General features: G+C 34.6%; 21 protein-coding genes and 1 pseudogene. 15 read left to right on the plus strand and 7 right to left on the minus strand.

Annotated features, from left to right (window positions below):
* Positions 1–315: 315 nt before the first annotated feature.
* Together ACIQ2D_RS15350 and ACIQ2D_RS15355 are read right to left on the minus strand one after the other, a co-directional pair.
* The gene (locus ACIQ2D_RS15350) at positions 316–2,196 is read right to left on the minus strand and encodes an FtsX-like permease family protein (protein WP_402865500.1); all 1,881 of its coding nucleotides are present in this window, start codon (positions 2,194–2,196) and stop codon (positions 316–318) included.
* A complete protein-coding gene (locus tag ACIQ2D_RS15355; protein ID WP_402865502.1) occupies positions 2,183–2,950 on the minus strand; it encodes an ABC transporter ATP-binding protein in 768 nt (255 codons plus the stop codon). Before ACIQ2D_RS15355 ends, ACIQ2D_RS15350 begins: the two co-directional genes overlap by 14 nt.
* 227 nt (positions 2,951–3,177) lie before the next feature.
* Between ACIQ2D_RS15355 and ACIQ2D_RS15360 the strand changes: the two genes are divergently transcribed.
* Positions 3,178–3,852 (plus strand): response regulator transcription factor, encoded by a 675-nt coding sequence (locus tag ACIQ2D_RS15360; protein ID WP_402865504.1) that lies wholly within the window; start codon positions 3,178–3,180, stop codon positions 3,850–3,852.
* Positions 3,849–4,877 (plus strand): sensor histidine kinase, encoded by a 1,029-nt coding sequence (locus ACIQ2D_RS15365; RefSeq protein WP_402865505.1) that lies wholly within the window; start codon positions 3,849–3,851, stop codon positions 4,875–4,877. The genes ACIQ2D_RS15360 and ACIQ2D_RS15365 overlap by 4 nt, the downstream gene beginning before the upstream one ends.
* Positions 4,878–5,210: 333 nt before the next feature.
* Here ACIQ2D_RS15365 and ACIQ2D_RS15370 read toward each other — a convergent pair whose 3' ends face one another.
* Entirely contained in the window at positions 5,211–5,600 is a 390-nt protein-coding gene (locus ACIQ2D_RS15370; protein WP_402865507.1) for a hypothetical protein, read from the minus strand.
* A 285-nt stretch (positions 5,601–5,885) separates the two neighbouring features.
* Here ACIQ2D_RS15370 and ACIQ2D_RS15375 point away from each other — a divergent pair, with 285 nt between their 5' ends.
* From ACIQ2D_RS15375 to ACIQ2D_RS15390, 4 genes are all read left to right on the plus strand, one after another.
* Entirely contained in the window at positions 5,886–6,353 is a 468-nt protein-coding gene (locus ACIQ2D_RS15375) for a MarR family winged helix-turn-helix transcriptional regulator (protein WP_402865509.1), read from the plus strand.
* A gap of 544 nt (positions 6,354–6,897) precedes the next feature.
* Positions 6,898–7,068 carry a hypothetical protein gene (locus ACIQ2D_RS15380; protein ID WP_402865511.1) on the plus strand — a complete coding sequence of 57 codons (171 nt, stop codon included), beginning with the start codon at positions 6,898–6,900 and terminating at the stop codon, positions 7,066–7,068.
* 376 nt (positions 7,069–7,444) lie between these two features.
* On the plus strand, positions 7,445–7,720 hold the full coding sequence (locus tag ACIQ2D_RS15385; RefSeq protein WP_402865512.1) for a hypothetical protein: 276 nt from the start codon (positions 7,445–7,447) through the stop codon (positions 7,718–7,720).
* A gap of 152 nt (positions 7,721–7,872) precedes the next feature.
* Positions 7,873–8,448, plus strand: coding sequence for a YdcF family protein (locus ACIQ2D_RS15390; RefSeq protein WP_402865514.1), 576 nt, complete (start codon positions 7,873–7,875; stop codon positions 8,446–8,448).
* Between the two features lie 543 nt (positions 8,449–8,991).
* Here the strand turns inward: ACIQ2D_RS15390 and ACIQ2D_RS15395 are convergent.
* Complete coding sequence (locus ACIQ2D_RS15395; protein ID WP_402865516.1) at positions 8,992–9,285, minus strand: hypothetical protein; 294 nt, start codon at positions 9,283–9,285, stop codon at positions 8,992–8,994.
* 174 nt (positions 9,286–9,459) lie between these two features.
* Here ACIQ2D_RS15395 and ACIQ2D_RS15400 point away from each other — a divergent pair, with 174 nt between their 5' ends.
* The 5 genes and pseudogenes from ACIQ2D_RS15400 to ACIQ2D_RS15420 form a co-directional block, all read left to right on the plus strand.
* On the plus strand, positions 9,460–10,200 hold the full coding sequence (locus ACIQ2D_RS15400) for a hypothetical protein (RefSeq protein WP_402865518.1): 741 nt from the start codon (positions 9,460–9,462) through the stop codon (positions 10,198–10,200).
* Between the two features lie 135 nt (positions 10,201–10,335).
* Positions 10,336–10,803, plus strand: coding sequence for a DinB family protein (locus tag ACIQ2D_RS15405; protein WP_402865520.1), 468 nt, complete (start codon positions 10,336–10,338; stop codon positions 10,801–10,803).
* Between the two features lie 124 nt (positions 10,804–10,927).
* Positions 10,928–11,179, plus strand: a complete 252-nt coding sequence (locus ACIQ2D_RS15410; RefSeq protein ID WP_402865522.1) for a histidine phosphatase family protein — start codon at positions 10,928–10,930, stop codon at positions 11,177–11,179.
* A 196-nt stretch (positions 11,180–11,375) separates the two neighbouring features.
* Positions 11,376–12,233, plus strand: coding sequence for a PhzF family phenazine biosynthesis protein (locus ACIQ2D_RS15415; RefSeq protein WP_402865524.1), 858 nt, complete (start codon positions 11,376–11,378; stop codon positions 12,231–12,233).
* Between the two features lie 126 nt (positions 12,234–12,359).
* Positions 12,360–12,659: pseudogene (locus ACIQ2D_RS15420) on the plus strand (transposase); the annotation flags it as partial.
* Between the two features lie 242 nt (positions 12,660–12,901).
* Here ACIQ2D_RS15420 and hmpA read toward each other — a convergent pair.
* From hmpA to ACIQ2D_RS15435, 3 genes are all read right to left on the minus strand, one after another.
* A complete protein-coding gene (gene hmpA / locus ACIQ2D_RS15425; RefSeq protein ID WP_402865526.1) occupies positions 12,902–14,110 on the minus strand; it encodes an NO-inducible flavohemoprotein in 1,209 nt (402 codons plus the stop codon).
* Between the two features lie 772 nt (positions 14,111–14,882).
* Positions 14,883–17,180 (minus strand): bifunctional glutamate--cysteine ligase GshA/glutathione synthetase GshB, encoded by a 2,298-nt coding sequence (gene gshAB / locus ACIQ2D_RS15430; protein ID WP_402865528.1) that lies wholly within the window; start codon positions 17,178–17,180, stop codon positions 14,883–14,885.
* Positions 17,170–18,492 carry an MATE family efflux transporter gene (locus ACIQ2D_RS15435; RefSeq protein ID WP_402865530.1) on the minus strand — a complete coding sequence of 441 codons (1,323 nt, stop codon included), beginning with the start codon at positions 18,490–18,492 and terminating at the stop codon, positions 17,170–17,172. Before ACIQ2D_RS15435 ends, gshAB begins: the two co-directional genes overlap by 11 nt.
* A 160-nt stretch (positions 18,493–18,652) precedes the next feature.
* Here ACIQ2D_RS15435 and ACIQ2D_RS15440 point away from each other — a divergent pair, with 160 nt between their 5' ends.
* The 4 genes from ACIQ2D_RS15440 to ACIQ2D_RS15455 all read left to right on the plus strand — a co-directional run bounded on the left by ACIQ2D_RS15440 (position 18,653) and on the right by ACIQ2D_RS15455 (position 23,368).
* Positions 18,653–19,105 carry a MarR family winged helix-turn-helix transcriptional regulator gene (locus tag ACIQ2D_RS15440; RefSeq protein ID WP_402865532.1) on the plus strand — a complete coding sequence of 151 codons (453 nt, stop codon included), beginning with the start codon at positions 18,653–18,655 and terminating at the stop codon, positions 19,103–19,105.
* Between the two features lie 291 nt (positions 19,106–19,396).
* Positions 19,397–20,038, plus strand: coding sequence for a hypothetical protein (locus ACIQ2D_RS15445; protein WP_402865534.1), 642 nt, complete (start codon positions 19,397–19,399; stop codon positions 20,036–20,038).
* Positions 20,039–20,861: 823 nt separating this feature from the next.
* Positions 20,862–21,482 (plus strand): HD domain-containing protein, encoded by a 621-nt coding sequence (locus tag ACIQ2D_RS15450; protein ID WP_402865536.1) that lies wholly within the window; start codon positions 20,862–20,864, stop codon positions 21,480–21,482.
* Positions 21,482–23,368: an ABC-F family ATP-binding cassette domain-containing protein gene (locus tag ACIQ2D_RS15455; RefSeq protein WP_402865538.1), complete on the plus strand. Its 1,887-nt coding sequence runs from the start codon at positions 21,482–21,484 to the stop codon at positions 23,366–23,368. Before ACIQ2D_RS15450 ends, ACIQ2D_RS15455 begins: the two co-directional genes overlap by 1 nt.
* The last annotated feature ends 11 nt before the right edge of the window (positions 23,369–23,379 follow it).

A 23,379-nucleotide genomic window follows, 5' to 3' on the forward strand; every position in this document is an offset into this window, starting at 1 on the left:
TAGCGCCTTTTTTAGACGGTTATTAGTAGATTCAATGGTTTGACTTGTATCCAACTAGCTAGTGCGTTTCTACAACACGTGGAGACGCTTTATTACGAACAGGGCAGCCTGAGTCTGACGTGTTCCATGAACATTCTATTATGTCGACAGAGCAGGATTGGTCCGTAAGCCGCCAATCTTTAGGAATTGAATCGAAAGAAAACAAGATGCCCCCTGCAAAGGTTATCCTTTGCAGGGGGCATCTTCAAGTATTGGAATTTTTCAACTGAATTAGACGGTACTAATGCTAAGAGAAACTTTTGGATGCCAATTGATTTACTTATTTACAATACGATTATAAGAGGTGATCGTTAACATGAAATAAATCAGATAGATGACGCCATAGGCAGCGACCGCATATAGGAAATAAAGGATATTTTCGATTATGTCCATGTCATATGCGAAAACTATTGATAGAAGTAACATGCCTCCATTCAGTATGCCAATCAGTAAAGGCAGGATAAATACAAATAGCGTTTGTTTGGTGATTGTTGACCTTACTTCTTTTTTACTTACACCTATTTTTAGTAAAATCTCATAACGGTTTTGATCCGCATGTGCTTCTGAGATTTGTTTGAAATAAATAATACTTCCCGTTGCGGCTAAGAGGACTAATGCTAATGAGCTAACAATAAACATTTTCATGCCTGTGAGTCCTTTTATTAACGTATATTTGTCATAATACGTCAGCAATTGCATAGTCTCATCAGATAATTTCTGTAACGTCTCAGCTGTTTCTTTTGCTGTTTTTTCATTTTCTACTTCATACGCTTTAAAAGTGATAGGGCTGAATTGTTTAGCCATTTCACTAAACATTTTTTCATCAACGACAAGATATAAAAACTCCTCACCATCTGTTAGTCTTACTGATTTTTTTTCGAGCTTTTCAAGTGTCAATGTCTGTTTGCCTTGAGGTAAGGGAATTTCGATGTCATGTCCCTTAAAATCAGCAAGCGATTGATTTATGAAATAATATTTAAAAGCGATAGCTTGTTCGCCAGATATGGGTGGTATATCCCCTAAATCCAATGTTTTTTTCACTTGATGAAAGGTTTGTTCAGCCATTAAGTGAATGGTCAGATCATGATTGTCTTGAAATGGAGCTGTAGTAGTCCCTTTCACTGAAATAATTGGGATATCGAGTTGTTCTGTAATTGGATGGTTTTTATCATTTGCAATGATACGATTGATTTGCTGATCGATCGCTTCATCCTTTGAAAGATAAATATAACTAAAAGGAGCTGAACTACGGGCATCTGTTTCAGTCATAGCGTATTCAGAAAGAGCGGCTTGAATGTATGGTAGTGCGCCTGTAATAAGCAATGCGATGATTGTAAGCATCAGCGCATTTCCTCTAACTCGATACAATAAGTGAGAAGTGCCGATGATGTTGATGCCGTGATAGTATTTGGCCTTGTTCTTTTGTGCACGTTTTAACAGATAGACTGTCAAAGAGCGGAATAATAAATAAGTACCAATGATCACAATTGGTATCGCAAGCATAGCCATGCCATTAAACATCAACCAATAACTACTTGCGAGTAATACAAACGCAAGGCCAGCAGAAAAGAAAGAGGCTTTTGGGACTTTCTCGCCTTTTTTCTCTGCATGGAATAATTCAATCAATCGGAATCGGTAAATTAAGAAATACGACTGAACCGATGTGAAAATAGTAATCATTGTAAAGACAAGTGTCGTTGTTAAAATAGCTTCCAGCGGAATACTAAAACTTACCTCAATCGGGGCACCCAAAAGCTTGAGCAGCAACATAGTAGACAATCTGGATAAAATGATGCCTAGTACGAGCCCTGTTAATAACGTCATTGCGCCAATGATGATATTTTCAAAAAATAACATGCGTCCTATTGTTTTTTTCTTTACACCAAGTAGGGAATACAAGCCGACTTCTTTCTTCCTTTTTTTAGTGAAAAAAGCATTCGAATAGCCAATAAAGACGATGATGAACCCTATTAAAATGAGAGAAGTTTGTGACATAGTACTATCCAAAAAAGGGTCGACATTTTGAATTTCTGGAATGTATAACAGAGAATTAAATGTATAAAAGATGATGATACAAACAGCCATAGAGAAAAAGTAAAGCAAATAGTTGTTAATATTGCCTTTAATATTTTTTCTGGCTAGGTTAAATAAGGTCACTTGCACCACCCCCAAGAACAGATAATACATCTAATATTTTTTTGAAGAATTCTTTGCGCGTTGTATTTCCTTTTGCAAGCTCCGTGAACATACTTCCATCTTTAATAAAGAGCACACGCTGGCAATAGCTCGCCGCAAAGGCATCATGTGTAACCATTAATATGGTTGCTTTCTCTTCATTACTTAAACCTTGCAAACTCTCCAATAAGTCTGTCGCCGATTTAGAGTCCAATGCACCTGTCGGCTCATCTGCTAAGATCAAGCTAGGATTCGATATGATCGCACGAGAAGCAGCTGTACGCTGTTTTTGCCCACCTGAAATTTCATATGGATACTGCTCTAAGATGTCGTGAATTCCAAAACGATCGGCTATTTCATAGAGTTTTCGATCGATTTCCATTACATCTATTTTCGCCAATGCTAATGGCAGAATAATATTATCTCTGACCGTTAAAGTATCTAACAAATTATAATCTTGGAAAATAAAGCCGAGTTTATCACGACGGAATGCAGATAGTTGATCTTCATTCATATTTAATATGCTAGTTCCATCAATCAATATTTCCCCTGACGTAGGTTTATCAATGGTAGCCAAAATATTCAAAAGTGTTGATTTACCAGCACCCGAAGGTCCCATAATACCAACAAACTCTCCTTCACGAACGGTGAAATCTATATTGTCCAATGCGGTAAATGTCTGTCCTCTATCTCCGTATACTTTCTTGATATTTGTAGTTTCTACGATTGTTTTCATCTATATTTCCTCCAATTTCGAAGTTGTGTTCTCTTTACATGCTCTATTCTATACCACGCAACACTTCAGTAACCTTTCAGTTAAAGCGTTAACCTTACAGTTCTGTCATTTTGACTACAGAAATTCATTTTTCCACTATAATGATGGGGAGAAGTGCTGTGAGAACTGCATAACTATGCTACCTCAAGCACAAATTAACTTTACAAAAAGCATTTGGGAGAACAACGATGAAAATTATGATTGTAGAAGATGACAAGACCATACGAGATATGGTCGGTGAAACAATTGAAAAATGGGGAATGGAGCTCGTAAAAGTAGAAGATTTTGATCAAGTATTACAAGTCTTTTTACAGGAGAATCCTCAACTTGTACTATTGGATATTAATTTGCCCACATTTGATGGGTTTTATTGGTGTCAAAAAATAAGAGAATATTCTAAAGCCCCGATACTTTTTATTTCCTCTCGTAATACACCAATGGATATGGTGATGGCAATGAATATGGGAGGGGATGACTTCATTAATAAACCGTTCCATCTGGACGTTTTGATGGCTAAAGTAAATGCGCTTCTACGACGTACGTACGCGTATACAGAGGATCTTGAGCTAACGGTCATTGAGCATGATGGTGTGGTACTTAACTTGAAAAACTATGAAGTCTCTTATAAAAATCAAAAAGTAGTGTTAAGTAAAAACGAAACAATTATATTGCATCTTCTCATGAAGAATAGAGGAAATGTCGTAAGTCGGAGTAAAATTATGCGTAGCCTTTGGGCGGATGAAAGATTTGTAGATGAAAATACGTTAACCGTAAATATTGCACGTATACGCAAGAAAATCGCGGAACTTGGCAAAGAACATTTCATTACTACGAAAAAGGGAAGCGGGTACATGATTGAATGACTTTTATTCATTATTTAAAAGATAAGCGATTTTTTCTCACTCTCTATGTGATTTTGATGCTTTTTGTTTCATTAATTATGATCGTCAATGATGATTGGGAGTTGGCTTCTCAAAACCTTCTTTATACACATATTTTTTGTTTCTTTTTTGTAAGCTTGTATGTGATTATCGGCTATTATTATCGACGTTCCTTCTACCTTCAGTTGCAGAATTTAATCGACAGTAAACAGGAGGATTTTCACATAGCAATGCCTGAACCCCAAAGTTATGAGCAAGCTTTATACATCCAGCTAATCCAAAAAGTACATGCACATCATGCGGAACAACTACAAAAACTAGTACTAGAAAAACGTGATCATCAAGACTTCATCATGTCTTGGATTCATGAAGTAAAGTTGCCAATCGCTGCAAGTCATTTAGTGATGGAAAACAGCGCTGGCAAAACAACTGACTTCCTGGTCGATAAATTGGAAGATGAACTGACCAAGATTGATAACTATGTAGAACAAGCGTTATATTATTCCCGCATTGATTCTTTTTCTAAAGACTATTTCATTACGGACGTATCTGTACAAAGTATTATCAAGAATAGTGTAAAAAAATATGCGAAGCACTTCATCACCAAAAGGATTCGTTTTCATATGGATGAAGGGGAGCACTTTGTACAAAGTGATAGTAAATGGCTTGCTTTTATAATCAATCAAATCATCACCAATGCGTTAAAGTATACCAATGAAGGTGGAGGCATCTATGTTGTAATAGAAGAGGACAGTAATGAAAAACGAGTAATCATTCATGATACAGGGGTTGGCATTAAAAAAGAAGACCTTTACCGTGTTTTTGAAAGAGGCTTCACAGGTACTAATGGAAGAACCCATATGAAATCTACTGGAATGGGCTTATACTTGGCAAAACAAATGGCCTTGAAATTGGGGCACGATATTTCTATTCAATCCCAAGAAGGTATGTACACAAAAGTCATTATTCATTTTCCAATAATGAGAAATCGTTATTATTTCAATTGAATTTTAACAAGGAGAACCTGACAATCGTATGCTTCGATTTGATATCTATTAGTGGACTTCAAAAGTTACGGTAATTTAATTTGAGGGATCAAGTCCCACGGGAGCTTCCGTTTTATCCTGGCGACTATCAATCTATAAATTGAATGAAAAATAGTCAACCAGATTTAATCTGGCTGAATTTATAATACGAACGAGGGCTTTAGTAAAATATTCGATTCACAAAAAAACAAAACATAAAGACAGAGTTCATTCTACACATTTTGTAGATTAATTCTGTCTTTATGTTTTAACAGCAAAAACTTTTAAGAAAACAGCCTTTAAAAAAACCTCTGTTTATCTCATTTTTAATAACGGACGATATGATTCAATGTTTTTAACCATTAAAAATACGTTCATTGCTAAAATCATATAGGCTCCGACACCTGTTACTGGTTCTAAGAAAATATGGAACATGACCATATTGATTGAAACTGGCATAAAGATGACTAATGCTAACGGTAAGAAACGGTTTGTAATAAATGCGATACCACAAACAATTTTTACTAAAGCTAAAAACAGAACAAAGTAGCCCGTATCTACCATTGCTATCATAAATTGATTCGCAGATACGTTTTCATACTCAATCGGGAATCCACCTAAAATGATCATACCTATGCCCGATCCTACCATCATTACGCCAAAAATAATTCGAACAATTTTTGAAACTAAATCTTGTTTTTTCATTACTAATATTCCCTTCTTACTAAAAAAAGTAATTACTATTACTATATGTGTTGCCGGCAACATAAAAAATATCATATAACCTTAAAGGATGCAACTCAAAAGAATTTTCATAGATACATATTAGTTATAGTGACAAAACAACTAAGTAATTTTTTGTTGCTCAAGTTGGTGCTTGGTCATTAGCAAACCTAGACCTAGTAGAACGACTTCAAAATGGTGTATTATTGTAGGATATATGGAGTATCCAACAAAGAGCCATCAATAATTTTAAAGGGGGTAGCCTTTATGTTAGAAAATCAATGTCCTAAAACTCTTTCTGAAGTCGATGGAATTTTCACTGCTTCAGATTTCCCTGTAAATTTCGCAATTATCGCACTAGCTCGCTACCATCGTTCAACAGCAACTGACTTATTACGAAAAGTTGGATTATTTCCAGGACAGGAAATGATGTTAATGCAGCTATGGCAAAAGGACAATCAATCACAAAATGCGCTTGGTAAATCTTTGGGGATTAATCATTCAACAGTTGCAAAGTCCGTTCGTAGATTGGAAGAAGTTGGATTTGTAACTATGAAACGTTCTGATTTGGATAAACGAGTAACACTAGTTTCCCTTACTCAGGCAGGAATGGATATAAAAGAAGAAGTCCTAAATGTTTGGAGAACCGTTGAAAATATGGTTACTGAAAATCTTACAGATGATGAAAAAAACTTATTTTTGGATTTAACAAAAAAGATTTTAAATAAAAGTTAAACAAATGTAAACGTAAATCTTTGGATTTGTAGGACAAAGTCTGAAATTAGATTTTGTCCTACAAGTTTTTTTATTGAACAGTTCTATTAATAGTTACTTTCAGTTTAAAGTTTGTGAAGAAATGTACTTAAAGTAATGCATACAATTGTTCAACTAGAGCGATCGCTACTTGTGTTAACGGTGCAGGTTAATGAAATAAGTATGTATTTCAAGAAATATAAAGAAGTAGGTATTTGTTGTTGTGGATTTCGATAAACTGGGCAAAATGGAGAGATTAAGTGAAGAAAATTAAAATAAATTATTGGAAGTTAAGCTACAAAGAGAAATTTAAAAGAACAATTTGGATGATTCCAATGAGTGCATTTCTAATTATTCAAATGTTCATCATAGATTTACCATTAAGAATTACATATTTCTTTTCAATCTTATTAATATTAGTTGGGAGTATCCAACTTATCTATACTTATCAGAAGTGGAAAAATGAAGAAGAAGTCCAAAAGGGGTCTTGAATCCAAAAAGGGCATCTTTAGGAGGTGGATTTGGAATGGAGTTAGCCGAAGTGATTGGTGGTACGTTTTTGAGTATCTTCGTGAGTATCATTTGTTTTGGCAGTGCATACCTAATCGGATATAAGAAAGATTTATCGATTATTGCTGGATATGATGAATCTTCTTCTAAAGGTGATAAAGATAAATTGGCTAAAAAAGTCGGATGATTATTAACGATTTGTGAATTAGCTATTTTACTTCTACCATTTATTTTAATGGTTACTACATAAATATGTTAAAAAGTAATTCCTCTTATAATGCTAACGGGGTATTATTGTTCATTAGAGTAGTATTAAGAAAATGCGCAGCCAATTAGTCGGCATGCGCTTTTTCTTCGTCTACTCTCGCTATGCCGTTTGTACCTATAGTCTCCGCGAGCTTTTTGGTGTGTCAAAGACAATCACAATACCTGATAAAAGAGTAAAAAGAACCGAAAAGAACATCAATATTCACTCTAGAATAAAAATGTGAAAATTTTGTGAACAAATTCTGAATTTTATGTTAAAATAAAAGTGTAAGAATTAACTGGAAGAGGTGGATTTTATGATGCTTTTAGGACCTTTATTGCTTTCTTTTATACCGGTGGTTATTATTTTGGCACTTACAAGATGGTTTAGAAATAAAGAATTTCCTTTTTTAATAAAAATACTACCAGGCCTTGTATCAATTGTTGTTGCCATTACTTTATTTTATAGTGGGTTTGTTAATGTAAGAGGGTTTGTAGGTTTATCTTATGGTATCCTTTCCCTTTTTCTAATAGTAGCTGGTTTCTTCGCTTTATTTATCGGAAAAAACATGAACTACAAAAGCTATGTCTAAACAATAAATTACCAAGCAGGAGAATATGCTAATTCTTCTGCTTTTTTTGTGCACCAACGCATAAATCTTCACATACTCCACATTTTACATATTGCAATATACCATCGATAACTTATATAATGTCAATCATTACTGCTTATAAAGGAGGAACAATGAAAAAGCTATTCAAACCCATCATTGTTTTGCTAACGTTAATAACAGCCTTTTTCCTTTGCCTACACTTACTTATCGTATTTGAAGGTAAAGACACTGCAATCGATAATGCGGATTATCTCATTGTCTTAGGTACACGCTTAGACGGTGACAAACCCTCAAGTTTATTATTTGAGCGCATTAAGACCGCAGCTACATACTTAAAAGAAAACCCAGATACAATAGCGATTGCTTCTGGTGGCCAAGGGGTGGATGAGATTGTTCCAGAAGCTTCAGTGATCAAAGAATCTCTAATGCAATTAGGCATCGATGAGCAACGTATTATTACCGAGTCTAACTCCACTCGTACTATTGAAAACTTCAAGTATTCAATGGACTATATAGACGAAGATTCCACAGTTGTAGTTGTAACGAATCGATTCCATCTATACCGTTCAAAATCCATAGGCGAAGATTTAGGTCTTTCTGTTACCGGCTTACCGGCCGCAACACCTCCTGAATTTCGGATAAAGTATTACACCAGGGAATATTTAGCTATCGTAAAGTATTACCTAGAAAAGTTTCATATCATTTAACGGCATAGAAGGAGCACACTAGGACAATAACAACAATACAAAAACAAACTATTCAATCATTTTTCCTATAGGCTCTAATCCATCTCGACCGCACTGTAAGTGATTATGAGGAAACCTAGGCTTGCCTTCCCATAAGAATAGATACGCAAAAATATGATGGAAGTTTATTATATACAGTGAATTAATAAAGCGGCTGCCTCATAAGCCCTTTCTTCATTAATTCTAAAAAAATCATGGTGAAAATCGGGTGAGGGGTCTTCAGCTCAAGCTATTCTCGTTGGAGTTTCGCGCCGTTACCTCATCTTATAGTAAAAAATGCAATTCGAGTTGAAATCGAATTGCATTTTTTATGTTTTTGGGACAGCTCATTTGTTTTGGAAAGGAATAAGTTATGAATTTCTTGAAATATTAATGTAGCGTTTATGTTCAGTACAATCTTTAACAAAGGAAACTCCATCTTTTCTCAAAAAATAATAAACATATATTGGAACGCCGGCTTATAATATTTCATATCCTGCAAGTCCGTTAGTACGAGTAAAATCATTAAGACCTAGAAGGCATAAAAAAAACAGATAATAAAATGATTAAAGCATTTAAAATAAAGCCACTCGTCAGTATAACAGCGATAAATGCTGCACCAAAGCCCCCCTCATCAATTAATAAAGAAATGCTAAGCAAACCAAAGAAAATAATAGGTGACAGTAAGAGGGGAATAATCGCTGCCCATATTCTCATTTTCTTTGAATGCCGTGTATACTTAATCCCGAAATAATTCATTCCAATGGACATAACTAGTACCAAAATAAAAACTAATAAAAGCCATATTGAATCTGACACAACACCAACTCTTTCCTTAAGAAAATTATAAAATATAACTATCATATCATTAAGTATAAAAAGTTTTTTCCTTAAAGATTGTGATTCAACGAGCGTTACAGATTAATTGAAGACTGAATATTTGTAACTTTAGTTGTTGAGAATCGTCTATTAAGATAAAAGGGGGATGAAGATTTGAAGAAAATTGGTATGAATTATAATAAAGTTAAGTACGCTATTTTGTTTGTGATAACCTTTTTTTTCCTTTTCAATTTTTCACCTATCACTAGCTATGCTTGTTCATGTGCGAAATCTTATACTGTGGAGGAAGAATTGGAACAAAGCGCAGCTGTTTTCGCTGGGGAAGTTGTTGAAATCGTGGATAAAAAGAAAAGTATGTTCAATCTATCTTCTACTGATCCCATCGCTGTAAAATTTGAGGTGGAAGAATCCTGGAAGGGCCTAAATCAGACACAAGTTACCGTTTATACGGAAAGATATTCAGCTAGTTGTGGTTACGAATTTAATTTAAATACAGCGTATTTAGTATATGCACATGAAGCCAATGGCGCATTTAATGTGAATCTTTGTTCAAGAACCACTCCTTTGCTAACAGCAGAAATGGATATTTCCGAATTAGGGAAAGTTGAAAAACTAATTGAACAAGTTTCAACTGTTATCGACGATGAGGACCGTATACCCCTCGTGGAATCAATAAAACATAATAAAGAAAATATGATTTTACTTATCGTAGGATTAATTATGGAGTGGACGGGTGAAAATACTCTATATATTAAAAATGAAGACCCTGAGTATCCAAATTCAAATAGAAGTATTGAATTGGAAATTGGGAAAGAGATTTATCACGATAGTGGTTTAGCTTGTCAAAACTGGTTGATGGAAGATGAATATGAGACTTGCTATCAATACAAATGAATCTTGTTTCACTAACGAGGTATAAGATGTTTTAGATCAAGCTGCCGATGCAGATTAGTACAACAAGGGAATTACATCAGTAACTTCGAATTCGATTTGAAAAATGAATTTCAATTAAATTGGAGTTGATACGATTTGAATGAAACTAAGAAACAAATATTACTTCATTTTAAAGACTTCGTTGATAGGGTGGAAGATTTAAAATATTTATCTGAGGAGCAATGGAGAAGCCCAATAGATAAGGGGCAATGGTCGATTGCTGAAGTTATTGGACACCTAATTCCTTGGGATGAGTTTGTCTTACGCCAGCGTATCCCATACCTGTTTAAAGAGACTCAATTACCAAAAGGTCCAGATACTGAACAGATTAATAACCAAGCATCCGTAGACAGTAAAAGAAGGACAAAGGAAGAAACGATTGAGGTATTTATTGAAGGTAGGAAAAACCTAATAAATGCAATTGATAATTTAGAAGAAGATTTATGGACCCAAGACTTCATAATTGGAGAGGTCGAATTAACACTCTTTAGTTATTTTTTTAGTATAGCAGAGCATGATGAACATCATTTCGGACAAATACAAAGGGTATTACGATTGGTTTAATTTCCATATGAATATTATCACTGTCTACTCAAATAACTGAATGTTTCGATAAAACAAAGAAAAACAATTTGTTATATTGAAATTACTTTTTTGTTGTGGTGATAAAGATTGGGGGATTGTAATTTTGCTTACTAATCTGTATTTTGTACGACACGAACATTCTACATATTCACCGGATGAATTAGGAAGACCTTTATCTAAAGAAAGTCTGGCTGTAGAAAGAATTAATCATATTCTAGAAAAAGAAAATATAGATACTGTCGTTTCAAGTCCATACAAAAGAGCAGTTCAAACAGTCAAGGGAGTCGCACAAGGTGGTAACGAAATGATGATGATTGAGCAGGGGAGTTTAATATTCAACCTGTATGAAAGCTAAGCTGTAGCATATGGATAATGGTGGGACTATACAATAAAGGCTCGATTCTATTGAAGAATCGAGCCTTCAGACTGTAGACAAACTATTTTTGGAGAGTCCAGATGCTAAAATATAGTTTGTCACTTGCTTTATGTCACATTTATATGTAGTGCTTTCTATGCTAAAATTTACTATAAGTGAGGAAGGAAGGTGTCTTATGAAAATATCCGTTTATGTTGCAAGTGCATTTAGCAAGGATCATAAAGGCGGAAATAAAGCAGGAGTGGTATTTATTGAGAATACCTTGACCACTACTCAAAAAATGGCAATAGCCAAACAACTGGGCTATGCGGAAACCGCATTTATATCAGAATCTGAAATTGCTGATTATAAATTTGAGTATTTTACACCAAAAGAAGAAGTTGATTTATGTGGTCATGCCACAATTGGCTCTTTCGTGATACTGATGCATTTACATAAACTTTTCAGGAATCGCTATACGATTGAAACGAACAGCGGTGTTCTAACTATTACCATAAAAGATGACATCATATTCATGGAACAAAACAAACCGATATTCTATGATGTTGTATCTCCAAACGAGTTCATCGACTGTTTTGACATAAAAGCTATAGACAATAAATACCCAATTCAAATTGTCTCCACGGGCTTAAAAGATATTTTAATTCCTATAAAAAGTGAAACACGATTACATGCACTGCAACCTAATTTTGAAAAAATTAAAGAAATCAGCAAGTATTATAATGTTGTCGGGATGCATCTATTTACTTTTAATGACAATCGAATTATATGCAGAAATTTTGCTCCACTATACGACATCAATGAAGAAGCAGCGACTGGAACTTCAAACGGTGCATTAGCTTGCTACCTTTATGAACAGCACTACTTGCAAAAAGAAGTCTATGTATTTGAACAAGGTTATTCTTTACACTCGCCTTCCAAAATATTAGTTAAATTAGCAACCAATAGCAAGAATGAAATAGAAAAAGTTTATGTTGGCGGCAAAGGCTATTACTGTGAAACTAAGTGTTTAAATGTAGAAAATATTGAGTGAAAATAAAAAAACACCGAATAAAAAGGTTGAGAAAATAATTTCTCGACCTCAGACTGTAGACAAAGTATCTGATAACTCGATACTTTGTCTTTTTTTCTTGATAAATGCAGATAGAAGCTGATTTAGATGTTGAAAAAACAAGATATGAGTAAACGAGATCAAATTGGTTTTTATTCTTTAGATGACCTAGTTCCACAGGAACATTTGTTAAGAGATATTGATAAGTATGTTGATTTCAATTTTATTTATGAATTAGTAGAAGATAAATAAGATGAAAATAATGGTAGACCTAGCTTAGATCTAGTTTTATTAATCAAGTTACCATTAATTTAATTTTTATATGGTATTAAGAGTATGAGGCAAACAATTAAAGACATAGAGGTTAATGTGGCATACCGTTGGTTTTTAGAATTGGATACGAAAGATTAAGTTCCTTTTTCTGTGTTTTAATTCAAAAATAGAGAAATAGATAAAAAAACAAACACATTATTTAATTGAACAATGTGTTGTCTTCAATCTGAAGGCTCGATTCTATTGAAAAATCGAGCCTTTATTATTCATTTTATACACAGATGCTTTAAGAGAATTTAATACAGGCACAGAATGTCAAATGTCACAGAGCCAAAAATAAAACTAGCCCATACTTGTAGCTGGGGCTAGTCCATTTTTTACTTTGTATTTAATTGTAGTGCAGGGCCGAAGAATTCATAATGAATTTGGCTGTCTGCGATATTACATTCATGTAAAGCATTAATTGCTGCTTCTAAAAATGGTGTTGGTCCGCAAATGTAAACTTGTGTATCTGTTGTTAAAATCGGACGAAGTACATTTGCATCTATGTACTCGTTTTTGTCAGAGTATAACACTTTGTGATGTGAATTGCTGTCTTTTTTGAACGCGCTGAACAGTTTCTTTAATCCTGTTGGACCGTTTAATTCGTTCATTTTATTTTGAATTGCTTCGTGGAAAGCAAGGACATTTTCGTTACGTGCACATTGAATGAATGTAACGTTTTCTTTATTTTGTATAGATTGGAACATTGCATTTAACGGTGTTACACCAATCCCACCACTAATGAATAATACTGGTGCTTCTGTAGGTTCATATGAGAATACACCCGCTGGAGCACTAACATCAATTGTTGTGCCAAGGGCAGCCTCGTGAAGGAAGTTTGATACTTTCCCTTTTGGATTATGCTCGCTTTCACGTTTGACAGAAATACGGAATTCCTGTGAATTACTTGGTTGTGATAAAGTATATTGGCGATTTAACATGTACTCTTCGCCTGGTGCTGTTACACGAATAGATACATATTGACCTGGTTTATATGCTGGTACTTTTGAGCTGTCCACTGGTTTTAAGTAGAATGATGTAACATCATCACTTTCTTTTTCAGTGCGATCAATTTTGAATTGTTTAAATGCACGCCATCCACCATTTTGTTCTGCAGCTTTATATAAATCTTCTTCTACTGAAATGAAGATGTCTGCAATAACACCATATGCTTTGCCCCATGCATCGATGATTTCGTCTGTTGCGGCATCACCTAATACTTCTTTAATGGCTGCAAGTAGGTACTGACCTACGATTGGGTAATGCTCTGGTAAAACACCAAGACTTACGTGTTTATGTGCAATTTGTACCACTACAGGGACAATTGGTTCTAAGTTGTCGATGTGCATAGCAGCAGCATAAACTGTATTTGCTAAAGCACCTTGTTGACGACCTTTTGTTTGATTTGTTTGGTTAAAAATATTTAATAAGGATGGATTATCCTTGATTAGGTTGCTATAAAAAGTTTTTGTAATGGCAACTCCATGAACTTCTAATACTGGTACTGTTGATTTAATGACGTTAATTGTGTGTTGATCTAACATGATGGACACGTCCTTTCGTTGGTTTAAATACTATTCCTATATACTAATTAAAGCAATATCTAAAATACATATTTAACAAAATAGACACAAACATATATCTATAATACTTCTTTAGTGTGAAATTGTTTTACAATCCTCTTATCGTTATTTCGGTAAAATAAAATAGTGATTTAGTGAATAATATGAGCATAACTTTATATGCAGATAATCTAATATATGTATTGAAATAATTAGGCTGACATAAAAGTAACGAGTTAATATCGATTGAGGAGTTGTCGACAACTTTATTATTTTGAAAAAATTATGAAGGTAAACTATGTACTAGGATGTCTAGGTATTGTAGAAATAGTATGGGGTGAGGGGGATACGGTTTTTATGCCCACAGAAGTCTACGTGGCGGGTCTTGCTTTGCCTTGCATAAAAAATGGAAACTCTATTGTTTTATGAGTACTTTAGAATAGCCGTAAAAGAATACTATTTTTGTTTAGCTTGTCGCCTCGTCATTTATATGGAGAATAGTTGGTTTTTGCGGAGAGTGGCGACTCCAGCGGGATGAGCTTGAGCTGAAAGCCCCGCAGGAACGCAGTGACGAGGAGATTGAAGCCAAGCCCGCGGAAAGCGTCCACTCGGAGCAAAAAACAACTACTGTATATTTACACAACTTAATTTATATTAATTCTTTTTATTTGACTAGTTACTTCTTATTTTTCTGAAAAAGAACGAATTACACAATATCGGTACCTTTTGACTTTTAATACAAAAAATCATTTTCTTATATTAATTCAACAAGTTCAAGGATTTTTGTTGCTACATTTCTTTCTGTTCCTTGGTAAGGGTAAGAATGAATATGGATTGCAGGATTAAAATTCAATTCGATGATTGCATAGGGGGAATGTTCATCTTCCAAATCTTCTATCATCATGTCCACGCCACAAATTTTTGCACCTACTGCTTGTGATGCTTCAACAGCAATTTCTTTAAATACTTCTGGTACTTGATCTGTAACATCTATGCTGTCACCACCAGTTGAGATATTAGAGTTCTCACGTAAATATTGACATTCACCTTTAGGAAGTACTGTATTAATTGTAAGTCCTTTTTGCTGCAAGAAGAGCTTCATATTTTCATCTATTTCAATCTTCTCTAACGGCGTTTTGTACCCTTTACCTCTTAATGGATCGACGTTTTTTTCGATGATTAGTTGTTGAATCGTGGATGTTCCATCTCCCGTAACATTAGCAGGGACTCTGTGAAGCACAGCGACTGTTTCATCACCAATTACCATGAAACGATATTCCTTACCTTTAATAAAAGGTTCAGTAAGAATAGCTGAATCTTCACTAAAAGCTATTTCTAAACCTTTGATCAAATCTTCCTCATTCGCCCCATTAGGAAAAATCGATATGCCTAAACCAAAATTTGTTGATTTAGGTTTTACTACGAGTGGGACTCCAATCCAACTATCAAGCGATTCCTTAGCGGAAAAAATATCGAAAAACTCTTCTCCTTCAGGAACAACTATGTTATTTCTCTTAAGAATTTGCTTAGTCACACTTTTATTTTCCATGATTAATACAGTGACATACTGATCTTTACTCGTTTTGGTTGCTTGTTTAATATATTGTGTATTTTTCCCTTTGGTTAATTCTATAAAATTTTCTTTTCGATCTAAAATGTGAAAATGAATACCCCTTTTAATACTTTCTTTTAAAAGTATCTGAGTGGAGAGCTCCATATCTGTATAAGGCTTTAACTTGAAACGTTCTGAGAAAGCTTCTTTTTTGTATTTTTTCGCTAGTTCTAAATGAGCTTTTATAAAACCTTTTTCTTTGCATAGACTAGCAAGACGATATGAATAAGTCTTTTGATAGTTAGTAAGTAATTCCTCTTTTTCTTTGAGCAGATTATAAAAGGGGAGTCCATACTGTTGATTCATCTCAAGAAGGTCATGAATAATTTCTATACCCCAATTTTGTAATGAAATGGCTGAACCATTTTGAAGGAGAGTAAGTTGAAGATTTTGTCCTTCAATAGATACCTTTTTGCTGTTTTGTTCACTCTCAAGTTGCCAATTATCATATATTAGTTCGTCTTTTTCTAAACAATATAATAAAAAGAGGTGTATGAAATTCAAGTCCTCAACAGATAATCCACTTTTTACAAAAGGATTAATATCGATAGTGCGAATCTCTAAATACTCAATACCGTTGTTAAGTAAATTTTCAGCCGAATAGGGGGTTCCTTTACTCTTTAAGCGTATTTGTGAATATAGCTCCCTTATATCTTCAAGCACACCTTTATGAATATAAGAATTTATTGAATTAACATATTTATCAATGGAAGAATAATCGAGCGTAATGAATTCTTTGTTTTGATAACCACAGATACTGTTTCTATATGAGACTGCTTTTTCATTAGAGTACGTTTCCGCTGAAATTTCTTGAAGTGTTTCAACACACTGTTGCTCATATGTTTTATGAATAGTATTTGTGGCACCGAGTAAATATACTAATAACCAGTGATAACGTAAATAGTTACGAGTAAGTTTTAAATATAATTCCTGTTTAAAATCATGTAGTGAAATTTGCTTTTTAGTTTTGCTATATAAAGCGTCTATCAATTTTTCACCTAAAGAGAAGTTGATATGGATACCTGAAATTAGTTGTTTTTTCCCTCCGTATTTTTGTTCTAAATACTCCCGATAACGTGCATCTTTTCCGAGATTAGAGAATGTAGCAATTGGAATGTCTTGATCCTCTGGCGTTACAGCCGGCATGGATTGCGGCCAAATATACTCATTCTCCAGTTCTAATGCAGCCATGTTATACAAAGAATCCAAAAAATCAATGGCATCACCTGTGTTATGAAATACTGGTGTGACAAACTCTAATTGGCTTTCAGAAAAATCGGTAGTGATATAAGGGTTTTCTTTTTTATCACCAAAAACTTCAGGGTGTGGGGTTAAAGAAAGTATGCCATTGCTAGTAACACGTAATCCTTCTCTTTCAATCCCGAAGTTAGCATCTAATATTTGTTTATTTGAAAGATTGGAAAATAGACTATATCTCATTTTGGTATTTCCTCCTAAATAGTACGTTTAAAATTATGAGCGATAATATGCCTTTTACAAAAGAAGATATTGCGATGCTCCACCAAATACCGTTTAATCCGAAGATAGGAATTAGGAATAGTGCTAAAGGTATTCGTATGAGAGTAAACACAATTGATATAGCTGAAGGTATTTTAGGAAGTCCTATACCTGTATATACACCATTGCAAATTATCTCCATAGCCATAAATATTTGAGATAAGCCTATAATTATTAAATAGGATGATGTGATAGCAATAGTCTCTGTATCGTTAGTGAAAAATTGAGCTAATTCTTCAGAGAAGAAGATAAAGACTATGCTCGTGAGAAGGGCATATGAAATGCCTAAAAGTAAACTAATACGATAACCATTTAGAATTCTAAGATATTTTTTTGCTCCGAAATTTTGGCCGATAAAGCTACTTACAGCGCCATTTAAGCCCCCCATTACAATAAAAGTAACAGATTCAATTTGTAGACCGATTTTTTGTGCAGCAACTGCATCTGTTCCGTAAGAAGCAATGTATTTAGCTAAAATAATGTTTATTACGGTAAAAAGTACACGTTGTGTTGACATCGGAATACCTAATTTTATTATTTCGAATGCTTTATGGTAATTTATTTTTAGTATATCTTTTTGAAATAAAACATTTCTGGCTAGATATAAAAATAAAATAAGCATAAGTATTTGTGCGATCAACGTGGCAATTGCGGCCCCAATTACTCCCCATTCCAACGTATAGATGAAAATCGGATCAAGAATGATATTGAGTAAAAGTCCAAAAGCGCTAATATAGAAGCTCTGTTTATTATTCCCGAAACTGCTAAACATTCTAATGAAAAATGTGTTGAAATAAGAAAAAAACAGTACAAATCCAGATACGGCAAGGTATTGATAGGCATTGGATTGAACGGCATCATTCTGTAAATCTAAAAAGTTTAACAGTTGATTTCCAAAGAATAAGAATCCTAGTATCGTAATAATTCCTAAGAGAAAATTTAAAAACAGGGAAATCCCGATATAGGAGGTACTTTCTATATCATTTTTACTTCCCATTGAATGGGCAATTTTTATACTTCCACCAACAACAATCATTGCTTGGATTGAATATCCTAAGTTAATAAAAAAACTTGCAGATCCCACTGACGCGATAGCATCAGGCCCAAGTCCACCAACAAAGAGCATATCAATAAAGTTATATAAAAATTGTAATAAGGAACTTCCTATTAACGGTATAGATAGAAGGGGGATAACCGAAAGTTCTTTCCCAGAAGTTAAATCAATTTTTTTCATGTGTATTCCTCTAAAATATGTAGTGTGAAAAATGATAATATAAGCTGTTACTTATATTATCAACAATTACTTGCAACTTGCAACTAATTGATTTATATTCTAAATACTATTTTTAACTTAAAAGAATTATACGAGGTACTAAAAAGAGAGGCGATTTGAAGTGGAACAAAATTTACGAGAGCTTTTCCAAGTCTTTAGTCGACGCTTTGGCTTTTTAAATAAAGATTGTTGTCAAGCTTGTGGTCACAATATTTCTCTTGTACAGAGTCACATTCTATATGAGGTTGAACATCAGAATCAACCTTCCATACAACAAGTAGCAGAAAGTTTAGGTACAGATATTACAACTTTTAGCAGACAGGTACAATCTTTAATCAAAATAAATCTAATTACTAAAACACCTGATCTAAAGGATCGAAGAATTTCCATTTTATCTCTTACTGAGGAAGGAAAAGAAGTAGCAGAAAACATCAATCAACAAATGACTCAGTATTTAGATGATGTTTTCTCTAATATGAGTCAAGAAGAGAAAGAGATGGTTGTCCGTTCTATTCAATTACTGAATAAAAGTATGGAGAATACCACTAAGTGTTGTACTACCCCAATTGGGTAATACAATTGAACTTTCTAATTTATGATAAATTAGTTTATTTTATAGTGGATTTATTACTGTAAGACGAATTGTCGGTTTAGCTTATGATATCCTTTCCATACCTCTAATAGCAGCAGTTTCTTAGCTTTATTTATCGGAAAAAACATTACTTACAAAGGCGATATTTAAACAAAAAGTCCCTTTTTTGATGGACTTGTTATTCTAACGGCTATGTAGTTCAAGAAAGTGCCTTATGCTTTATTGGTATTTAATTAGAGCTATACGACATACCTTCTTAACAGGAGGGGTGATTTGTTCAAAAGGATATTGATGATTGCTGGAATGCTTCTAGTAGGGATTGCCTCACTTAGCCTGATAAATAAGCCATTAGAAGTTGATACTGATGATACAAATAAAAAGATGAAGGAATCATTAGTTACTAAAGAAGAGCGAAGTATTGATGTATTGAGAGAAAAACTTCATGAGAAATATGTAGGGGTTGATGTGAAAACGACTTCAAAGAAAGAACTGGTGATTCAGGTTGTAGCGGATAAAGATTATTTTAATTCGGTAAAAAAGGATATGGCATCCATTGCGAAACGTGTAATTGAAACTTCCCCATTAAAAGACTATACGGTTGTTTTTGAGAGGTGGGAGTTATCTTCGTTGGTCGGTGAAACTTCAATGACAGACAAAGCATTCCCACTTCTAATAGAGACTTTAGCGAAAGGTCTTAAAGAGTATGAGGTTTTCGAAAATATAGTCATTGAGGTTCAACCATTCATTATGGTTAATACATCAATAAAAGGTTCAGGTAAAGATGCACGTAAGTTAGCGATGGAAATTAAAGAGAAAGTCAATGAAATGTTATATTCAAAAGAATTAGATTCCATAGCTGACATTGACTCTTATGAAATTGTAATATTGAATGCTAGCGGGGAAGTAATCAATTAATTTTGAACGTAGCAATCTGCTTTGAGAATAATGTTCGGACCATAAAAAAAGCTGCCTTCATCTACTGTCTAGATGGGCAGCTTTTACAGTTCCTTCAACGGGAGGGTAATACGTAACATCAATATATTTCCTACTTCCTTCAAACGCGATACGTTCTAAAGCATGCGCTAACAAATTATTTTCCTGGTTTTGGGAAAAAAACGTTGCCTAAACGACCCTTCTTTTTTGCAATCACGACTCGAATAAAACGGATAATTGGCAAATAATAGGAGTTAGTTGGTGACTAATTTAAGCCTTAAATAGAGAAGCTACGTTCATACATATCCAACAAGATGAACATAAGAAGGTAACATCAATTAAATGTTAAATCAACCACACCATATCTATAATTTGGTCAAAACCTACTTGGTCGTAATGACAAAGCTTACTTTTTGTTCACTTATTTTCGCGTTGTACGTAATCTATGCGGACTTACAAATTTCAATTGCTAAGGGAAAGTGTTCACTTTTATTTGTTCTTGTGGAGTTTAATTTAATCTTGAAAGCATAAAACGAAATCTAATTCCCGTTGAAGGTTTAAAACCTTGCAATAACAATCTTACTTTTGCATAGATCCTGTACATCACTTAAATAGTGAGCACACAGAACATATAGAACTGTTCTGTACTTTTATACTATAATAATCAGAATAGTTTGTCAATTGATACTGTTTGTTTCATTGAAAAAATTTGAATTTTCTTTTGTTAGAGAATCAGGTTGGATATTTATCAATAGATGCAGGCAATACAGTATAATAAAGAAAGGGAAAGGACTGAGTGTAACTTATGAAAGAATTAGTAGGAAAAGTACGTGGAATTTATGAAGGATTTGATGCTAGTCATGACTTTCAACATATTGAGCGCGTCTATCAAAATGCATTAGCGATTTTACATACAGAGCCAGGCGCAGATGAAGAGGTCGTGAAAATAGCTGTGCTTTTGCATGATGTAAGTGACAAAAAATATACCGATAGTAAAGAGCAAGAAGAGAAGCTGATTTCCGAGTTAAAGATGAGCGAGGAGAAAAAGCAACATATTCGCGATTGTATTGCGCAGGTGTCATTTAACGGTGGGCATGAACTAGAGGCAACTTCAATTGAAGCGAAGATTGTACGAGATGCGGATCGCTTAGATGCTATCGGTGCTGTTGGCATTGCACGTACTTTTGCTTTCGGTGGTGCGAAAGGTCGCAAGCTGTATGACGAAGCTGAGGAAGCACGTACTGAAATGTCTGAGGAAGAGTACCGTAGTAAAAATACGTCGTCTGTAACGCATTTTTATGAAAAGCTTTTGTTGTTGAAAGAGTTGATGACAACAGACAAGGGCAAGCAAATGGCTGAAGATCGCCATCAATTTATGGTAAGCTTTTTAGATCAATTACAATTAGAAAGAGAAGGCAAAGCGTAATGAGTCATTTAATCGTACAAAATTTAACGAAAACAGTGGGCGACAAAACGCTCTTTAGCAATATTGAATTCACGATTTATGAAGGCGAACGTGCTGGATTAATCGGTATTAATGGTACAGGTAAATCTACGTTGCTATCTATTTTAGCAGGTCAATTAGATGCAGATACAATTGACATCGATCGTCCAAATAAATACCGCATCGCATATTTACCACAGGAGCCGACTTTTAATAGTGGGGAAACTGTGCTCCAAGCAGTATTTGCTGGGGATTCACCAATATTAAAGTTGAACCGTGAATATGAAGATACTGTTGCTGCACTTGCTGCAAATCCAACGTCTGAAAGTCTGCAAAAGACATTATTTAGTTTACAGCATCGCATGGACGAAGAGCAGGCATGGGATGTCAACGCTCTTGCAAAAACAGCACTAACGAAGCTAGGCATTGAAATGTTTGATAAGGACGTGTTGACGCTGTCAGGTGGGCAACAAAAGCGTGTTGCGTTAGCAAAAGTGTTAATTGAACCGGCTGATCTTTATTTACTAGATGAGCCGACCAACCATTTAGATGTACAATCTACAGAGTGGCTTCAAGAAATGGTGATGCGTTTAAAAGGAGCGGTTATTTTCATCACCCATGACCGTTATTTCTTAGATGAATTATCGACGCATATATATGAAATAGCTGACCAAACAATGTATCGTCATACTGGCAACTACGGTGACTTTTTAGAGGCGCGTGCAATTCGTGAGGAAATGGCTGCTGCGTCTGCACAAAAAGACCGTAACCGTTATCGTTCAGAATTAAAATGGATTCGTCGTGGGGCTAAGGCACGTTCGACGAAGCAAAAAGCACGTATTCAACGCTTTGAGCAGTTAGAAGATAACTTAGAGCGCAAGTCTGATGATGTATCGCTTGAAATGGGACTAGCTACAACACGTCTTGGTCGCAAAGTATTAGAGGCTGAAAAAATTTCAAAAGCATTCGGCACACAAAAAATTGTCGAGGATTTTGGGTTTTTACTTCAACAGGGCGACCGTATAGGGATTATTGGTGCTAATGGAGCCGGTAAATCGACATTATTGAAGATGCTAGCGGGTGATTTACAGCCAGATGTAGGCGAAATCCATGTTGGTTCAACGGTGAAAATTGCGCACTTTAAACAAACATTACCGAAAATGAATGAAAATGAACGCATGATTGAATACATTCGTGATGCATCAAATGATATAACGGATGCAGCAGGCGTTCGCTATTCTGCGGCACAAATGCTGGAGCGCTTTTTATTCCCACTAAATGCACATGGTACGCCAATTGGAAAGTTATCAGGTGGGGAACGTAAACGACTGCATTTGTTAAAGTTATTGATGGAACAGCCGAATGTCTTATTACTAGATGAGCCGACAAATGATTTAGATATCGAAACGCTAGGTGTGCTAGAAGATTTCATCGAACATTTCCCTGGTGTCGTTATTACGATTTCGCATGACCGATTCTTCCTAGACCGTATTGCGAAAAAATTATGGATACTAGATGGACAAGGACATGTTGAGGAGTCATTAGATGTTTATAGTGATTATCTACTAAAACGTGACCAAGTTTCGGCTGTAAAGGCAGAAGCACCAAAAGCGGAAAAATCTAAAACAGAAAAGCCAAAATCTGAGAAGAAAAAACTATCATTTAAAGAACAAAAAGAATGGGAATCCATTGCAGATGATATTGAAAAGACTGAAACGGCAATCATGGAAACAGAAGAGGGTATTGCCAACGCTGGTGCTGATTTTACAAAGTTACAGGAGTTAACAGCAAAGCTTGATGAACTAAATGCAAAATATGAGCAGCTTATTGATAGATGGTCGTATTTAGATGAAATCGTAAACGGATAAGGAGCGAAAAA

Origin of the sequence: Lysinibacillus sp. NPDC097287, assembly GCF_044761695.1 — a bacterium.
Classification (GTDB): domain Bacteria; phylum Bacillota; class Bacilli; order Bacillales_A; family Planococcaceae; genus Lysinibacillus.